This window comes from Desulfoconvexum algidum, assembly GCF_055382125.1.
Map to the genome: position 1 here is coordinate 940,655 of NZ_AP042394.1, position 16,894 is coordinate 957,548.

Sequence of the window (16,894 nt, forward strand, 5' to 3'; positions counted from 1 at the left end):
TCATCATTCTATATGGTCTATCCAAATATTTATTCAGGAGATTTAAATGTCATCTGAAAAACTAGCATATGTAAACTGGCGAGAGATGATCAAGCCGGAAAAGCTTGATGTTACCACTACTTCAACATACGGAAAATTTGTATGCGAACCCCTTGAAAGAGGATATGGTATTACAATTGGTAACTCTCTGCGACGAATCATTTTGTCATCTATCTACGGCGCTGCCATTGTATCTGTGAAATTTGATGATGCCCTTCATGAATATAGTGTTATATCGGATGTTCGGGAAGATGTTTCCGAGATCATTTTAAACTTGAAAGAGTTGAAGTTGATGGTCGACGACACGGAAGATAAAATTCTGACCCTCCAGGCAAAGGGTGAAGGCAGTGTGACCGGTGCTGATATTATCAGTCCCGACGGCAGAGTTGAAATTCTTAATCCCGAACAGCATATTGCCACATTATCAAAAAATGGTGTGCTGAACATGACGATGGTTGTAAAAACCGGTAAGGGGTATGCCTTGGCATCGGTAAATAAAGACGACGATGCCCCCATTGGTACAATCCCCATCGACTCCGTATTTGCGCCCATTAAACGGGTTAAATATGTGGTGGGTACCTCTAGGATCGGCCAGAAAACCGATTATGACAAGTTGACTCTGGAAGTCTGGACAGACGGCAGTGTAACACCCGACGATTCCGTTGCCTTTGGTGCTAAAATTCTTAAGGAACAAATGAATCCCTTCATCAATTTTGATGAGGAGATGGAACCCGATGATGTGGAAGACAATGCCGATGATGCAGACCGGGGATTTAACGAAAATATTTATCGATCAGTGGATGAACTGGAGTTGTCTGTCAGAAGCTCCAATTGCCTGAAAAATGCCAGGATTCATACCATTTATCAACTGGTTCAAAAAACTGACGGTGAAATGCTTAAAACCAAGAATTTTGGTAGAAAATCCTTGAACGAAATTAAAGAAGTCCTGCATACCATGGAGCTTTCCCTGGGCATGGATCTTGAAGGATTTGACCCGCCAGAAGATGAGAACATTCAGGAAGGAGAGTAAATTCCATGAAACATAGAAAATCTGTATTAAAACTGAACAGAACCTCCAGCCATAGAAAGGCTATGTTTAGAAACATGGTAACTTCTCTGTTCAAACACAGTAGCATTAAAACCACGGAAGCCAAAGCAAAAGGACTGCGATCCATTGCGGACAAAATGATCACCCTGGCAAAAAGAGGTGATTTACATGCCAGAAGACAAGCCTTGGCATATATTCAGGAATCCGATGTTGTTCATACGCTATTTAATGAAGTTGCAGAGAAGTTTGATTCAAGACAGGGTGGTTATACAAGAATTACGAAGCTTGGACCCCGAAAAGGCGATGTCGCTTCCATGGTCCAGATTGAATTGATCTTAGATTGATCTCGCTCGTTTAGACTAAAACATCCCTGGTAGACCGATCTTAGGCAGGTCGATTTTACCAGGGATTTTTTTATGGTGAACCCGTTTTACTCAGCGTCCAGAACTTCCCGGATGTTGAATAAAAGATCCTTGTTTTGCAATGGTTTTTCAAGGTATCGACGAATACCCATTTCCAGGGCATTGGTTTTAGAAATGGTTTCACTATAGCCGGTACACAAAATGATCGGCATTCCTTTCCGGATTTGAAGGACCTCTTTTGCAAGTGTATATCCCGTCATCCGGGGCATGGTCATATCTGTAATGATTAGATCAAATTGGTCTGGATTGAGCTTAAAGTGAACAAGGGCCTCCTCACCATTTTTAAAGGAATGAACGGTGTAACCGAAACGTTCAAGCAGATCTGTTGTCAGTGCTCGGATATCTTCATCATCATCCACCACCATGATGGTTTCCTTTCCTCCCCTGGGGTCACCCATTCTGTTCACTCTTTGTTGCGTTGCTGGTTTCCTTTCAACAACCGGCAGATAGAGTGAAAAAGTGGAGCCAATTCCCGGTTGGCTTTCCACATGGATGACACCTTCATGTTCTTCAATAATGGCACGGACCAAGGCCAGGCCGAAACCAGTTCCCCTTCCCACTTCTTTGGTGGTGAAATAGGGATCGAATGCTTTTTCCAGGGTGTTTCGATCCATACCCTGGCCTGTATCTTTTACAGTCATCTTTAAATAGGGACAAGGTTTTGGTAAACTCACCGGTTGATCATCGCGTTGGGCGATATCAATTTCCTCCAATTGAACCATTAAATTTCCGCCGGTTTCAAGCATGGAATGGTAGGCATTGGTGCACAAATTCATGATGACCTGGTGCATTTGTGTAGGATCGGCCATAATCATTGATTTTGATAAAATATTTACCTGAATATCAATGGTGGTTGGAATGGAAGATCTTAACAATTGAAGGGTTTCTTTTATTACCAGATGGATTTTTAAAGGATGTTTTTTAAATTCTGTCTGGCGGCTGAAGGTTAGAATTTGTTGGACCAAGTCTGCTGCGCGCTGGGCGCCTTTTACGATTTGGTCAATATGTCTTTTTGTTTTTTCAGGGGTATCAAGGGTCATTTCCGCCAATTGGCTATAACCGAAAATGCTCGAGAGAATATTATTAAAATCATGGGCAATGCCACCGGCCAGGGTCCCCATTGCTTCCATTTTCTGGGATTTTTCAAGCTGTACCGCCAGGTGCCGTTTTTCAAATTCCGCCTGTTTCAGATTTGTGATATCCCGACCTTCTACAATGATGAATTCGACCTGTTTGGCAGTATTAAATACGGGCTTTACGGTGACATCAACATCTTTGATGTCACCGCTTCCATTTGTATTCGTTGTTTCCATTCTGACCAATTCCCCTTTAATGGCCCTTTGGATTGCATCTTGTATCCCTTTTTGACTGTTGGGATCATGGCGCCACCAGAGGGTTTCCCAAAAGGGTTTATATAGGACGTCGCTTTCAGTACATCCGGCAAAATCAAGGGCACTTTGATTGACTTCTTCAAGGATACCACTGGGAGATAGAATACCGGTATATTGGAATGACTGGTTAAAAAGCCCCCGAAGCTTGAGCTCATTTTCCACCAGTGCTGCCTGGGTATTATGGGTCTTTTGAATTTCATCATTAAGTTGTTCATGGTAATTTTCCAGGCGGTCCATGAAGGCGTTAAAATGGCTGGATACTTTCCCCAATTCATCCGGGGATTCATATTCCATCCTCCCTGAAAAATCACCCTGGCTTCCGGCTTCCAATTTTTGAATTAGTTTGTCCAGGGGTTTGGTGACCGATCGGCTGATAAAAAAGGTTAGAATAACGCAAAAAAATAACATGATTGCCAGTACTGCCATAACGAAGGTTTTAAATGTCTGTAAGGGTGAATATACTTCATCTTCATAGCTTGTGGAGGCAATAATCCAGTTGAATTCCGGCAGATATTTGAAAAGAACAATTTTTTCCCTGGGCGATGGTTCATTGGAGTTTTGCCAGGTATACCGGAGTTTTCCATTTTTTTGCTTAATGATTTGGCCTAGGATTTGTTTGGCCTTATCGGAGTGCTTAAATAAATTTGTTCCCTGGAGACTCGGGTGGATAAGCGCCTTACCGGTTATATCCATTACAAAGGCATATCCACTTTTTCCGGACTTGAAAGAAAGAATCTCCGTCCTGAAATCTTTTAGATCCACCAGATGCTTGAATTCACTCCGGTAGGAGGAAACGCCAATAATCCAGTCAAGGGGCTTAAAATAGACCATGTACAGGGCTTTGGCTTTAACTTGGGATTCCCCTGGATTTTTCCAGTTGTATTCCAGGTATCCTTCCTTGGTTTTTAATTGTTGCTTCACAAAATCGAAATTTGAAACATTGGTCCCCTTTACCTTGTCATCGGGATGGATGATTATTATACCCTTGCTGTTCAAACAATAAATATATCCGCTGATTCCAATGGATTGGTTTAGAAAAATTTCTTCAATGGTGTGAATGGCTTGTTCACGAGTTATCAAACCAGACCGGTGTTTGCTATAATAATATTCGGCAATATCCAGGTTTTTCTCGGCAATGGCCCGCAACCGGTTTTGAATGGAGATATTTGCCGAGGTCTGGATCAGGTTTGTCAAAGAAGTGGTAGTCTGACTCAGTTTATTTTCAATGCTGGTTTCCAGGATTTTTTTTGTCTGGAGGTAGGCAATGGTACTTCCGATAAGAATCAGCGGTACAAAGACTGCTAAAAATGATGCCAGCAGTTTGTTCCTGAATTTGAATTGTTTAAATAACATATACCATGGGCAATTGCATATCAAAGGGTCCAAACTATTCTTATTATGGCCAATTTTAAGGTATTATATACCGCATTTTCATAATCATTGCGATACTAAAATCATGGGCGATTAGAAAAGAGGATTTGATGACAGACCTGAAATTTTGCTGGATGAAGCGTAACCCCATGGTAAAATATTATTTTTTGCTTTGCTTTGCCTGGTATAGTCTCTTATCTGCCGCTTTTAACAAGCTCTTTGATGAATCAATGTCCTTTTCCGAGACAGTGGAAATTCCATAACTTAGGTTTACATAAAAGGGAGTCTCATTGGCAGACAAGGGGGTTGATTCCAAACGGGTTGTCACCCGGGTAACATAGTGCTCTGCCTGGGCCTTGCTGGTGGAGGGAAGGATGACAATGAATTCGTCACCGGCAAACCGGGCCACAATATCAGAATCCCGCTTGAGCCGGGACAGGCAGTCTGAAACATGACAAAGGGCGCGATCTCCATTGTCGTGTCCAAAGGTATCATTGATCGCTTTGAAGTCATCAAGATCCAGAAAAAGAAGGCTCAACTCAATCTGATACCGTCGGGCACGTTGAAATTCCCTTTCAAGGATTCGTTCCATAACCCCTCGGTTCAACAGACCTGTCAACGGGTCGTGGAAGGCTAAAAATTTTAATTGTTCATGGGCGGTGACATTTGAGAGGCACAAGGAGACCTTTAGGGCGAGCTGCTCTAACAATGAGGTGTCTATGCCGGGTTCAAACCGGGTTTTGTCCTTGTCTGCCTGGTTGATACTTCCAATGATTTTTCCATCCAGCGTAATCGGGGCAATGGCAATGGAGCCCATTTCATAGGTGGGGATCTCGGGAACCAGGGCGTGAAAAATATCCAGATTTTTATTGGCCAGCAAGGGGCGTTTGCTGTTATTTGTCACGGATAAAAACTTTTTTTGGCGGACAAAGGCAGTGGAGGTCCTTAACAGCTCAGAATCTTGAATATCATGGAGCTGTTTTGCAATATCGCTTTCTTCGATAACCGAAATCCAGATATAGCCAATGGAAAATTTATCCCGTATTTCAAATAAAAGTCTTTCAAGAAAATCCTGGAAATTTAATATGGTGAGGATACTGATCTCTATTTCATTGAATTTGCGGGCAGTATTCTCATTTTCTTTTAACCTTTGTAAAAGAGAGTGTGGAATCTCCATTTTTCATAATCCTGATAGTTTAAATTTCCAGATCCTGTATTCAACAATACCATTTCTTTACCTTCCTTTAATGGGCATGGACCAGAAAGTCAACTGTCAAAATCGTTTTAGGGGATTTTAGGCAAATCCACCGGGCCGATGGATTAATAACCACCAGAATAGTTCTGTTTTTATCAGTGTTCTTGACTTTGCAGACGGGTTTGATAAATAGAGGGCAGATTATTTCTCAAACGGTTTAAGGGAAAAGCATATGGAAACCATACGTATTCGCAATGGATCCCTTATGGGGTGTGCGGCATTTGTCATTGTGGTAGCCGGGATGAAGGCTGCTTCTGTCCTGGTTGTTCCCTTTCTTCTGGCAGTCTTTCTTGCCATTATCTGTGCGCCGCCCTTATTCTGGCTGCAAAAAAAAAGGATCCCCAGTATTGCGGCAATTTTGATTCTCATGCTCGGGGTAATAGTGGTTCAAATGGTGTTGGTAACCCTTGTTTCTTCTTCCATTGTTGATTTTTCTAACAATATTCCTTTCTACCAGGAACGGCTCATGGCTCTGATTCACAGGGTTATAGGGGTTTTGTCCCGGTATGGGGTTCATGTGGATGCGGCTAAATTGACCCAAATGTTTGACCCAGGCCATATTTTCAAGCTGGCGGCAAATACACTGAACGGCCTGGGAGGTGTGCTGACCAATACCTTTTTTGTCTTTTTGACCTTTTTGTTCATCCTTTCCGAGGCAGCCGGGTTTCCCAATAAACTGAGGGCACTTTCCAGTGGCCGGAATGCCGATCTGAGCCGCTATTCTGAAATTACCATGGGGGTGAACCAATACCTTGGTATTAAAACACTGACAAGTCTTGCAACGGGTCTGGCCATTTTCCTGTGGCTGGTGGTGCAGGGGGTTGATTACCCGGTGATGTGGGGGGTTTTTGCCTTTTTATTCAATTATATTCCTAATATCGGATCTATTATTGCTGCGGTTCCAACCGTCTTATTGGCCCTGGTTCAGCTGGGGCCCGTGCCGGCTGCTTTCGTGGGATTGGGCTTCTTGACCGTGAACACAGTTGTGGGCAGTGTGATTGAACCACGGATCATGGGGAAAGGAATCGGATTGTCCGCCCTGGTTGTTTTTCTTTCCCTGGCATTTTGGGGATGGGTTCTGGGGCCGGTGGGGATGCTGCTTTCTGTCCCCCTGACCATGGCGGTCAAAATTGCCCTTGGGGGCGGGGACTCAACCCGATGGCTGTCTATCCTTCTGGGCTCAAACAAGGAGGCGGCTGCATTTTTGATGGAACAAGAAAACAGGTCTTAAACACCACTTTAACGAACATCTCCTTTAAAATTATCCGCCAATGGAGTTCATATGACTGATGGGAATGTTTTTGTCTTTCAGATCATTGAGAGAGTGAAACAGGGGCTTGTGGGTCAGGCTTGATTCAATGATCGATTTTAATTGGTGATCAGATGCCCCAGCGCGCAGGGGGGTTAGAATATCTTGTTCATAATCATTCAAAAGACAGGGGCGCAGGTTTCCCCGGGAGGTCAGTCTCAGTCTGTTGCACTCAGAGCAAAAATGGGAAGAGATGGGGGTAATAAATCCCACCACCCCTTGGGCATTGGCCAGTTTGAATTTCTTGGCAGGTCCGTCGTTATATTCCCTTTCCATGGGAATCAGTGGGCCTAAGCTGGATTCAATTCTATCTTGTATTTCCCGGGTCAGGATCTGCTGCTGACTTTCAATATCTGAGTCCCCCATGGGCATATACTCGATAAACCGAATATGAAAAGGGTATTTCAGGGTGAGGCCGGCAATGGCACAAATCTCATCATCATTGAAGCCCCTGAGGGCCACGGCATTGATTTTAATGGGGGAGATGCCAAGCTCATGGGCTGCCATGATGGAATCCCATACCCGGTGGAACCGATCCCTGTTGGTGATAGCTGCAAATTTGGCGGGGTCAAGGGTGTCCAGGCTGAAATTTAATCGGTGTATCCCCATCTGGATCAGAGATTTTATTTTATCCCGGGTTAAAAGAGCACCATTGGTGGTAATGGAAATATCCTGGAGGGCATCAAGTTGACACAATTGTTCCAGAAAAGAGAAGATCCCTTTACGGACAAAGGGTTCCCCCCCGGTGATTCTTACCTTTGTGATTCCCAGTTCACAGCCAAGACGGGTAATCCGCAAGATTTCTTCATACCGGGCAATTTTGTCATGCTCAATGACGGAGAAAGGAGACGAGGGAACACAATAACGACACCGAAAATTGCACCGGTCTGTGACGGATATTCGCAGATAATTGATGGTTCGATTGCCGGCAATCATGAGTTATTGTCGCTATAATAGCTAAGCAGTTCATCCACAAGGCCTGGGATGGTATAGGGATTGGCTTCAAGATCCGGTTCAATGCCAAGGGCTCTTGCCGTATCCGAGGTGATGGGTCCGATACTGGCAATGGTGACCCCTTTTAACAACTTGGCAGCATCTTGGGATTCCAGCAATGACATGAAATTTGAGACAGTGGAGGAACTGGTAAAGGTCACAGCATCAATTTCTTGGTCGGTGAGCAGGGAAATCAGCGTTTCTTTGTCATCATCGCACAGGATGGTTTCATAGGCCGTCACCTCATCCACACTAGCCCCCATTTTAATCAGCTCTTCGGGTAAAATGGTTCTGGCCACCTTTGCCCGGGGCAGCAGCACCTTTTTTCCCTGCATATCCATATGTGAAAATGCATCCACCACCGACTCGGCCCGGTATGTTTCGGGCAGGATGTCACTGATGATGCCGTAGTCGGCCAACCGTTCCTTGGTAACCGGACCGATGCAGGCAAATTTTAAATGGCCCAGGGCCCTGACATCCTTGCCCATGTCAAAGAGGGTGTCAAAGAAAGATTTGACCCCGTTGACACTGGTCAGTACCAGCCAGTCATAGTGGTTCAGGTTATCAATGGCTTTTTTGAGGGGAGCCGTATCTTCGGCCGGGATAATTTTAATGGTGGGGATTTCAAGACAGTGGGCACCCAGCTTGGTGAGTTGGGAGACAAGGCCGCTGGCCTGGGCCCGGGCCCGGGTGATGACAATCCGTTTACCGAACAAGGGCTTTTTGTCAAACCAGGCAAGTTCTTTTCTAAGGGAAACCACATGGCCCACCACAATGATGGCAGGCGATTTCAGGCCTGCTTTGTTTACCACTTCCACAATGGTCTCAAGGGTACCGGTTACGGTCTGCTGCCGGCTGGTGGTTCCCCAGCGGACAAGGGCCACCGGTGTGTCTGCGGGTTTGCCGTTTGCCACAAGGTTTTTAACGATATTTCTCAGGTTTTTAACCCCCATGAGAAAGACCAGGGTGGCATTGGATTTGGCAAATACATCCCATTGCATGCTTGAGTCTTGTTTATTGGGATTCTCATGGCCGGTGATAAAGGAAACAAAGGAGGTATGATCCCTGTGGGTTACGGGAATCCCTGCATAGGCCGGGGCGGCAATGGCCGAGGTGACCCCCGGGATTACTTCATACTGGACCCCGTGCTCCAAAAGCAGCTGGGCCTCTTCTCCCCCCCGTCCAAAGACAAAGGGATCCCCGCCCTTCAGCCGGGCCACGGACAATCCCTGCTTTGCCTTGTCCACCAGCAATAAATTGATCTTATCCTGGGTCAGGGTATGATCCCCACCTTTTTTACCCACGTAAATAATTTCGGCCTCTTGTCTGGCATACTTCAGCAGAAAGGGGGAGGCCAGGTAGTCATAGACCACCACATCGGCGGATTCAATACATTCTTTTGCCCGTATGGTTAAAAGACCCGGGTCTCCGGGACCTGCCCCAATAAGATATACCGTGCCTGTTTTATCAGTCATTTGAGTTTAAACTCTCCAATATTTGTTTTCCGCCATTATCAAGCAATTGAGTTGCAAGCCCTCGACCGTGGTCTTCAATGGTAGACACGGGGGAGGCTTCAGGACAGGTAGCTTGTCGTTTAATAACTTTTCGACCGTCTTCCGAGGCCACCAATGCGGTCAGGATTACCTGGTTGTCCTTGATCTGGGCATAACAGGCCACCGGGATGTGGCAGGAGCCTTCGATCTGTTTGAGAAATGCCCGTTCTCCTGTGACGCAGAGCCGGGTGGGGCCATGGTCCAGCCGTTCCATGACAGGGGATATGTCCCTGTCATTTTCCCGGGTTTGGATGCACAGCGCCCCTTGGCCCACTGCCGGAACCATGAGGACTTCATCCAGATATTGGGTGATTTCATGTTCCTGGCCCAACCGTATCAGGCCTGCCGCTGCCAGAACAATGGCATCGTAATCCCCAGCTTTTAGTTTTTTGAGCCGGGTATCCAGATTTCCCCTGATGGACAAAATTTCAAGGTCTGGCCGGGCTGCTTTCAGCTGGGAGCCCCGTCGAAGACTGGAGGTGCCGATTCTGGCCTTGGCCGGGTAGTCGGCCAAAAGTTTGTTTTCCCGTGAAATCATTACATCAAAGGGGTTTTCCCTTTCGGGTATGGCACCGATGACAAGTCCTTCGGGCATTTCTCCGGGCATGTCTTTCATGCTGTGGACGGCAAGGTCGATCTCCTTGTTCAAGAGGGCTGTTTCAATCTCTTTGACAAATAGTCCCTTTCCCCCCACCAGGGCCAGGGGACGGTCGGTGATCCTGTCTCCTTTGGTGGAAATGGTGATAACTTCCACTTTAAGTTCCGGAAAAAGCGTTTCAATACGAGATTTGACATGATGGGCCTGCCACAGGGCAAGCTGGCTTCCCCTTGTGCCGATGCGGATGTTTTTTTTCATGAACGCTATCCCATACCGCATGAGCTGCAGTTGGTGGAGGAACAGCCGCTGCAGGCAGAAGCGCCTGCTGAAGTGGTCACCTGGGGGGCGCCGCTGGCCCCGGTGGATTTGGACACAAACCCGCAGGTGGACATGAGCCGGGACAGGTCCTGGCTGTCGCAGTCAGGGCATTGGGGTTTAAAACTTCCCATGACAAGGGTTTCAAATTTTTTTTTACAGGCATTGCATTTATATTCGTAAATTGGCATTGGTTTATAACCTCTTATCTTTTAAATATTTAATAATCAAATTAATATAGTGGCTAAACAGGTGTTTTTCAAGGCATCAATTTGGTTATTTTTATTTTTGATTAAGCTGATTTAATGGTGGTGGTCCGGGTGGCTTCTAACTTGTCACAGATTTTCTGGATCTGTTTTAGGCGGTTTTTGAACAGGAGACTGTCCGGTTCCAATGCCACACTTCGATTGGCAAAGTTCAAGGCTATCTTCAGGTTTTTCCCCTGAAGTGCCATGGCCTGGGCATATCCGGATAGAGAAATGGCATCCGATGGGTTCAGCTTCAAGGCCTTGTTAAATTCAGCGCTTGCTCGTTGGGGATCTTTTTTACCTAGCTTATCCAGGAAAATTTCTCCCTTCATTCTAAAGGCTGTGGCGGCATCTGGATTTAACCTGGCTGCCGCGTCAAGATGGGGCAGAGACCTTTGCCAGTGTTCCTGCTTAAACAGCAGTTGTCCCAAAAGCAGTTCAATTTCAAATAGGTTCTGGTCAATGCCATGGGCTTTTTTAAGATAGAGGATGGCCTTGTCCTCATCTTCATTGATTCGATGGACCAGGCCGATATTATAGATGACCATCACCTCCCTGGGATTAATGGCAATGGCCTTTTCAAATTCTTTTTTTGCCTGGTCGATTTTGCCTATGACGCCGTAACAGACCCCGAGGCTGTTGATGAGATTAATGTTTTGGGGTGCTATCTCAAGGCCTCGTTTATATTCCTGGATGGCTCGGTTATAGTGGTTGAGCTGGTAAAGCCGGTCTCCGCTGATGTTCAGGGAAACGGCATCAAAATAAATCATGTGATTGGGTCCGAAAAAAGCCGCATGGTCAATGGCCTTGAGGGCATTGCCCGGAATATCGTTTTGTTTAAAGGCGTGGAAGGGGAAGGTGGCAACTCCCATGAGGATATCGGCTTTCAGCGCCGTTGATATTTTTTCCTTTAACAGGGAAAGGAGGCGGGATCCATTTTCCTCTTTGATATAGTCCCAGAATACCAGGGCAAATGAGGTGTCATCCAGGCTTTCCCAGAGTCCCCGTTCTTTGTCCAGAACCGAGTGAAAGCAGGCTTCAAAAATATCCTTTGCCCTTTCCTTTGTTTTCCCGGATGCGCTTTCTGATATCTGAACCACGGCACAGATAAAGGCATCCCCTGGTATATCCGCCGCTGCAAGACGGGTATTCAAGGTTTCAATCTGTTGGGTCTGGTCATGGAGAAGGTCAGAAAAAAAAGTTTTGGGCGGTTGAATGGGGTGCCCGTCTGACTCGGCTTTTAAAAAATGGATTTCCTTTGATGTAAATTTATGAATCATTTTTTTAATAGTATTTCTCCAAGGTTTTTTGAAATAATTTCGTCCTGCCCTGTTTGAATGGTTCTGGGATCTATTATGTAGCGATCTCCCTCTATTCTGCCGATGATGGCAGGAGATGCCTGGCGCAGGCTTTTTTCAAGGTGTGCAACCGACATGTTTTCCGGGCGTATGGTGATACATTGGGTGGGCAATTTAAGCTCTGGGAATGACCCGCCCCCGGGCCTTGATTCCAGGTCTTCCAGTTCTACCCGGGCGGTGGTATGAATGATTTTTTTGATCTGTTTTTCCAGGTTCCTGGCCTTTTTGCAGGTCTGGTCATAGGACATGGTCAGCATTCTCAAGGTGGGGATCTCCCTGATGGCACGTTTTTCATCCCTATAAAGCTTTAAGGTGGCTTCCAGAGCGCTCAGGGTGAGTTTGTCAATTCGCAAAGCCCGGGTCAGGGGGTTGGCCTTAATTCTTTCAATGGCCTCTTTTTTTCCTACAATAATCCCGGATTGAGGGCCTCCTAAAAGCTTATCACCGCTGAAGGTGACCACGTCAATTCCCGATGAGATTGAATCTCCCACCAGGGGTTCTGCCGGAAGTCCATACTTGGAGAAATTGATGAGGGTTCCGCTGCCAAGATCTTCCATCACCGGGATGTTCTTTTTTTTCCCTAATTCAGACAGCTCATCAAGTCCGACACTGGCGGTAAACCCCTCTATTTTGTAATTGCTGGTATGTACCTTGAGAAAAAGGCCGGTGTTTTGTGTAACCGCCTGTTCATAATCCCTTAAATGGGTCCTGTTGGTGGTGCCCACTTCTTTTAAATGACATCCACTTCTGGACATGATATCCGGTATCCTGAAGGATCCGCCGATTTCAACCAGCTCCCCCCGGGAAACCACCACTTCGGTATCCTTTGCCAGGGTATTTAAGGCCAGTAAAACCGCCCCGGCATTGTTGTTGACGGCAATGGCACTCTGGGCGCCTGTCAGTTCACAGATCAAGCTTTCCACAGCCGTATACCGGATTCCCCGTTTGCCGGTTGAAAGATTCAGTTCCAGGTTGGAGTAGGACTGGGAAATGGTTTGGATGTTTTTCAGGGCATCCTCGCACAGCAGCGCTCGACCCAGGTTGGTGTGAAGGACCACTCCGGTGGCATTGATCACCGGGACCAGCTTGTTTTTGATTCGTTCCCGGGCAGCATCAAGGGTTTGTTGAATAATCTTGTTGCTTTGAATATCTGTGGTATGGTTGTCAAGGATATCTTGACGGATGTTTCCTAAAATTGAGCGGATGGATTCAAGGATAACCTTCCGGGGGATTTCAACGAACCGCTCATCCCCTTTAATGCTTTCCAGAAGATGGTCCACCCCTGGAAGGTCTCTTAACTGCTGGTGTTTGTCTGTAGGGGGCATTTTTGTTTTTTTCTCGGCCTTTATTCGTTAGTATTCATGACATTTAAGGGGGTGGCATCAATGATTTCCGGTATATCTGCCAGGGTGAGTCCAAGATGTGCAATAACAGGGCCGATACTTTGGGTCTGCATTTTTTCAAGGTCATGGCCGGTATGAAATTTTTCCATCAAGAGGTCGGCAAGGTAGACAATATAAACAAGGTTCTTGTTGTCTTCTGCTTCTTCCGGGTGGTGGTGGTGGCGGATGACCTGGGAAAGAGCCCTGGAAAACTGCCATTTTTTGGCCAGGAAAGCGCCTACTTCACAATGGGTGATGCCCAGCAGTTTTTTTTCTGCACTGAGAAAACTTTGTGTTTCCAGGCTGAGATCTCTGAATAACAGCGGGGCCCGGTCTGATATGTACTGGTCCAGAATTACCTTGCCGATATCATGGAGAAGTCCTGCGGTATAGGCCTTATTGGCAATAGCTTTTCCTGTTTTTTTTGCGATGGTTTCAGCCGTTATTGCCACCCCCACGGCGTGGAAAAACAAGCCGCCCCGGCACAGGGAATATCCGGATGTCCCGGTCTGATTATAGTAAGCATTCACTGCTGCCGTGATAACAGATTTAATTAGCAAGTCCTCCCCCAGCAATAAAACAGCATCGGTGAGGGTTTCAATTTTGACGGGGCCGGAAAACATGGCGGAATTGCACAATTTGAGGGTCTGACCGCTCAATACCTGGTCCTGGGAAAGTTCCCGGGTAATATCTGTTATTCCGAAACGGTTTTCCTGAACCATCCTGAAGATTTTCAAGGCGGCCTGGGGAATGGGTTTGATGGTTTCAATGGTTTTTTTAATATCATCCAGGGTGGGTGGGGTAAGGTCTTGCTGGGATTTGCAGACATCCTCCCAAGCTGGATTGATGGTGGTTTTACCTGTTCGCATGTTGAGCTCAAGGGTGCAGATAAAAAAACCGCCGGTTTCAGATTTGATAACCTCAATGTTATGGCGTTGTAAGATTTTTCTTGCAATGTCAGCAGACCGCCCGCCAATATCCAACCCGATGTCCTGGTGGGAAACCGGTCCCACAAGAGCGCCTCCGGCAATGACCGCCTTGATATTTTGAGGGGAACTGCCCAAGCCTATGAACTGGTTGATCAGTATGGGGATTCCAGTGGATGCATATTTTTCCGGAAAATGAGCCCCTGCACTCCCCAGGGGTTCGGGAAGCAGTATATGAATCATTCCACCGATTTTAAGAGCCGTATCATAAAGGGCTACCCCCAGGCAAGTGCCCAGATAGGCCTGGTAGATACTTGAGGATCTTATATCCGCTTTCAGAAACCCCGCAGCAATATGTTCAATTCTCTGATAACTCATGTGTCAGTCTAATATTATCCACATTAAAAATTGTAATTAATATCATTAATCCTCCAAAGGTTTCAACCCTTATCTGATTGTTCTAAACACCGGACTTGGTTAACGAGTCGTTTTTGACCCTTGTCAGAGGGTGTGTTTCTTAAAAGGCGGAGGAAAATTCCAGGTACTTAGGATTCTTTGTAAAGGGCTAGAACCCCAGATCGGGCAAGCCTTTTGATACCAAAGGGCTCAAGTTTTTCCAGGAGGATGTCAATGGTATCTTCATCTCCTGTGACTTCAAACATATATTGCTGCGTTCCTTCATCCATCATGGTTCCGTTGAAGTCGGCAATAATTTCTTTTATTGTTGACTGGTTTTCAGGCTTGGCCTTGACGCAGATCAGTGCCATTTCTCGTTTGATGGCTTTTTCTCCGGTCATGTCCCGAAGTTTGATGACATTGACAAGGCGCTTGATCTGTTTCATGCATTGTTCAAGCAGCAAGGGATTGGCATGGGTGGTGATGGTGATTCTGGACATTTTCGGGTTTGCCGTGGGCGCACCGCAGATGGTTTCAATATTATACCCTCTTCCGGCAAAAAGGCCTGTGATTCTGGCAGTTACACCAGGTTCATTTTCAACCAGCATGGTAAGGGTGTATTTTGTCGTGTTCATTTAAATCCTTTGGTTTTTTTTTGCTTTTTTATGTCCCAGGGGGAGGATCAGGCAGTTGCCATATCCAGTTCCGTCACGGTTTTGTTCCTTCCGTTTTCCTTTGCAAAATAAAGGGCATTATCAGCGCGTTGGATCAGGGATTTAACCGTCTCCTCTGGTTTATATTGGGCCACACCAAGGGAAATGGTAATGGCGCCGATGGATTGGCCTGAATTTTTGGCAACCCATCTCATGGTTTGAAGATTTTTTCTGATCTGCTCGGCGAGAATAAAGGCTCCTTTCAGAGGGGTGTCGGGCAGGATAAGGATAAATTCTTCTCCCCCAAAACGTGCGGCAGTATCCTTGCCTTTGATATGTTCATTGAGCAGCCTGGAAAGCATTTTTAACACGTTGTCCCCGATGAGATGGCCATGGGTGTCATTGACCTTTTTAAAATGATCAATGTCTGTGAAGATGATGGAAAAAGCCTTTTTATGGGTGATAGAATACTGCTGTGCTTCAGATATGGCTTCATCAAACCCTCTCCGGTTTAACAGACCGGTGAGTATATCCGTTTTTGCTGCCTGTTTTATCCCTTTCAGTTCCTCGTTCAGGGTGCTGATTTCCGAAATCGTTTCATCCATCTTTTTTTTAAGGTTCCGGCTGGATGTCACCACTGATTTTGTTTTCAACACAATTTCCTGGGCAATGGCTGAGGCATCCTCTATTGAGGTCGTCCGGCTCAGTTTCTTGGCATGGTTTTTCAATGAATTGCCCTGGTCATCCAGTTCGTCGCCAGAATTGCCCAATTGCCTGGCCATTTCCGTAAGAATTGTCTGAAATTCACTGCCTTTTTTTTCTGCCAGAAGCACCTGATTGTTTACCACATGTTTTCTGAACAATTTGAGGACGATTTCAAAGGAGATATCAATTTCATTTTTTTGCAGGGCCTGTATATCGGCGAGCAATTTCTCATTTCTCCCAGTGGTATATTCATACCACAATGCATAGGTTATGGGATTATACGGAAGATTATACTGGGAAATATATTGGAGGGTCAGCCGTAGATATTTTCCTGACGCATCGATGGATTCCGGATATATATTATCTAACATGCATCACCCTGATTTCCTGCCTTTTTGTCAAGCTGTTGACGAAGAAGTGAACCAATCTCTTCCATGGTAAAGGGCTTTTTAATAAAAGTTGTACAAGAGTTCTGAATTTCAAATACCTGGTCGTGGACAATCTCATCTTCAGCATATCCGGACATGAAGATGACGTTGATATCCGGGTTTAATGTTCTGATTTTATTTACCATCGCAAGTCCGCCGCCGTCGGGCATGACAATGTCGGAGAGTATCAGATCAATGGGTACCTTTTGATCAGTGAAAAGCTCGACTGCTCTTTGGGGGGAGTCTGCTTCAATGACTGTATAGTCAATCCTTTTAACCATTTCAGCCGCTGCCGTCCTGGCATTTTTATTGTCGTCCACGATGAGGATTGTTTTTTTTAAAGACTGATTTCCCATGGGGTGAAGTTCAGAAATTTTTTTGTTTAACCGGCTGTTTTCCATACGAAGAGACCTGATTTCTGCAATGAGTTCGTCCCTGGATTTTTCTTTGTCGTTCATGTACAAATTTATCCCCCTTTGAAACAATGAATTGCAACTGACCTTT

The 16,894-nt window shown here is 45.8% G+C and carries 15 protein-coding genes; 3 read left to right on the forward strand and 12 right to left on the reverse strand.

Annotation, left to right across the window (positions count from 1 at the left end):
- Positions 1-46: 46 nt before the first annotated feature.
- Positions 47-1,069, forward strand: coding sequence for a DNA-directed RNA polymerase subunit alpha (locus ACZ45G_RS04320; RefSeq protein WP_464175441.1), 1,023 nt, complete (start codon positions 47-49; stop codon positions 1,067-1,069).
- A gap of 5 nt (positions 1,070-1,074) precedes the next feature.
- Complete coding sequence (gene rplQ, locus ACZ45G_RS04325) at positions 1,075-1,431, forward strand: 50S ribosomal protein L17 (protein WP_464175442.1); 357 nt, start codon at positions 1,075-1,077, stop codon at positions 1,429-1,431.
- Between the two features lie 86 nt (positions 1,432-1,517).
- Here rplQ and ACZ45G_RS04330 read toward each other — a convergent pair whose 3' ends face one another.
- Together ACZ45G_RS04330 and ACZ45G_RS04335 are read right to left on the reverse strand one after the other, a co-directional pair.
- Positions 1,518-4,253 carry a cache domain-containing protein gene (locus ACZ45G_RS04330; protein ID WP_464175443.1) on the reverse strand — a complete coding sequence of 912 codons (2,736 nt, stop codon included), beginning with the start codon at positions 4,251-4,253 and terminating at the stop codon, positions 1,518-1,520.
- Between the two features lie 178 nt (positions 4,254-4,431).
- Positions 4,432-5,448 carry a sensor domain-containing diguanylate cyclase gene (locus ACZ45G_RS04335; RefSeq protein ID WP_464175444.1) on the reverse strand — a complete coding sequence of 339 codons (1,017 nt, stop codon included), beginning with the start codon at positions 5,446-5,448 and terminating at the stop codon, positions 4,432-4,434.
- Between the two features lie 250 nt (positions 5,449-5,698).
- Here ACZ45G_RS04335 and ACZ45G_RS04340 point away from each other — a divergent pair, with 250 nt between their 5' ends.
- Positions 5,699-6,757 (forward strand): AI-2E family transporter, encoded by a 1,059-nt coding sequence (locus tag ACZ45G_RS04340; RefSeq protein WP_464175445.1) that lies wholly within the window; start codon positions 5,699-5,701, stop codon positions 6,755-6,757.
- A gap of 30 nt (positions 6,758-6,787) precedes the next feature.
- Here the strand turns inward: ACZ45G_RS04340 and moaA are convergent, their stop codons facing one another.
- The 10 genes from moaA to ACZ45G_RS04390 all read right to left on the reverse strand — a co-directional run bounded on the left by moaA (position 6,788) and on the right by ACZ45G_RS04390 (position 16,848).
- Positions 6,788-7,771, reverse strand: coding sequence for a GTP 3',8-cyclase MoaA (moaA, locus tag ACZ45G_RS04345; RefSeq protein ID WP_464175446.1), 984 nt, complete (start codon positions 7,769-7,771; stop codon positions 6,788-6,790).
- Positions 7,768-9,303: a uroporphyrinogen-III C-methyltransferase gene (gene cobA / locus ACZ45G_RS04350; RefSeq protein WP_464175447.1), complete on the reverse strand. Its 1,536-nt coding sequence runs from the start codon at positions 9,301-9,303 to the stop codon at positions 7,768-7,770. The genes moaA and cobA overlap by 4 nt, the downstream gene beginning before the upstream one ends.
- Positions 9,296-10,237 (reverse strand): hydroxymethylbilane synthase, encoded by a 942-nt coding sequence (gene hemC, locus ACZ45G_RS04355; RefSeq protein WP_464175449.1) that lies wholly within the window; start codon positions 10,235-10,237, stop codon positions 9,296-9,298. Before hemC ends, cobA begins: the two co-directional genes overlap by 8 nt.
- 5 nt (positions 10,238-10,242) lie before the next feature.
- Positions 10,243-10,485, reverse strand: coding sequence for an FmdB family zinc ribbon protein (locus tag ACZ45G_RS04360; protein WP_464175450.1), 243 nt, complete (start codon positions 10,483-10,485; stop codon positions 10,243-10,245).
- Between the two features lie 101 nt (positions 10,486-10,586).
- A complete protein-coding gene (locus ACZ45G_RS04365; protein WP_464175451.1) occupies positions 10,587-11,822 on the reverse strand; it encodes a tetratricopeptide repeat protein in 1,236 nt (411 codons plus the stop codon).
- Positions 11,819-13,225: an L-seryl-tRNA(Sec) selenium transferase gene (gene selA, locus ACZ45G_RS04370; RefSeq protein ID WP_464175453.1), complete on the reverse strand. Its 1,407-nt coding sequence runs from the start codon at positions 13,223-13,225 to the stop codon at positions 11,819-11,821. Before selA ends, ACZ45G_RS04365 begins: the two co-directional genes overlap by 4 nt.
- Before the next feature lie 20 nt (positions 13,226-13,245).
- Entirely contained in the window at positions 13,246-14,586 is a 1,341-nt protein-coding gene (locus ACZ45G_RS04375) for an HDOD domain-containing protein (RefSeq protein ID WP_464175454.1), read from the reverse strand.
- Between the two features lie 167 nt (positions 14,587-14,753).
- Positions 14,754-15,239: an acetolactate synthase small subunit gene (gene ilvN / locus ACZ45G_RS04380; RefSeq protein WP_464175455.1), complete on the reverse strand. Its 486-nt coding sequence runs from the start codon at positions 15,237-15,239 to the stop codon at positions 14,754-14,756.
- A gap of 47 nt (positions 15,240-15,286) precedes the next feature.
- A complete protein-coding gene (locus ACZ45G_RS04385) occupies positions 15,287-16,333 on the reverse strand; it encodes a diguanylate cyclase (protein WP_464175456.1) in 1,047 nt (348 codons plus the stop codon).
- Positions 16,327-16,848, reverse strand: coding sequence for a response regulator (locus ACZ45G_RS04390; RefSeq protein WP_464175458.1), 522 nt, complete (start codon positions 16,846-16,848; stop codon positions 16,327-16,329). Before ACZ45G_RS04390 ends, ACZ45G_RS04385 begins: the two co-directional genes overlap by 7 nt.
- Positions 16,849-16,894: the final 46 nt, after the last annotated feature.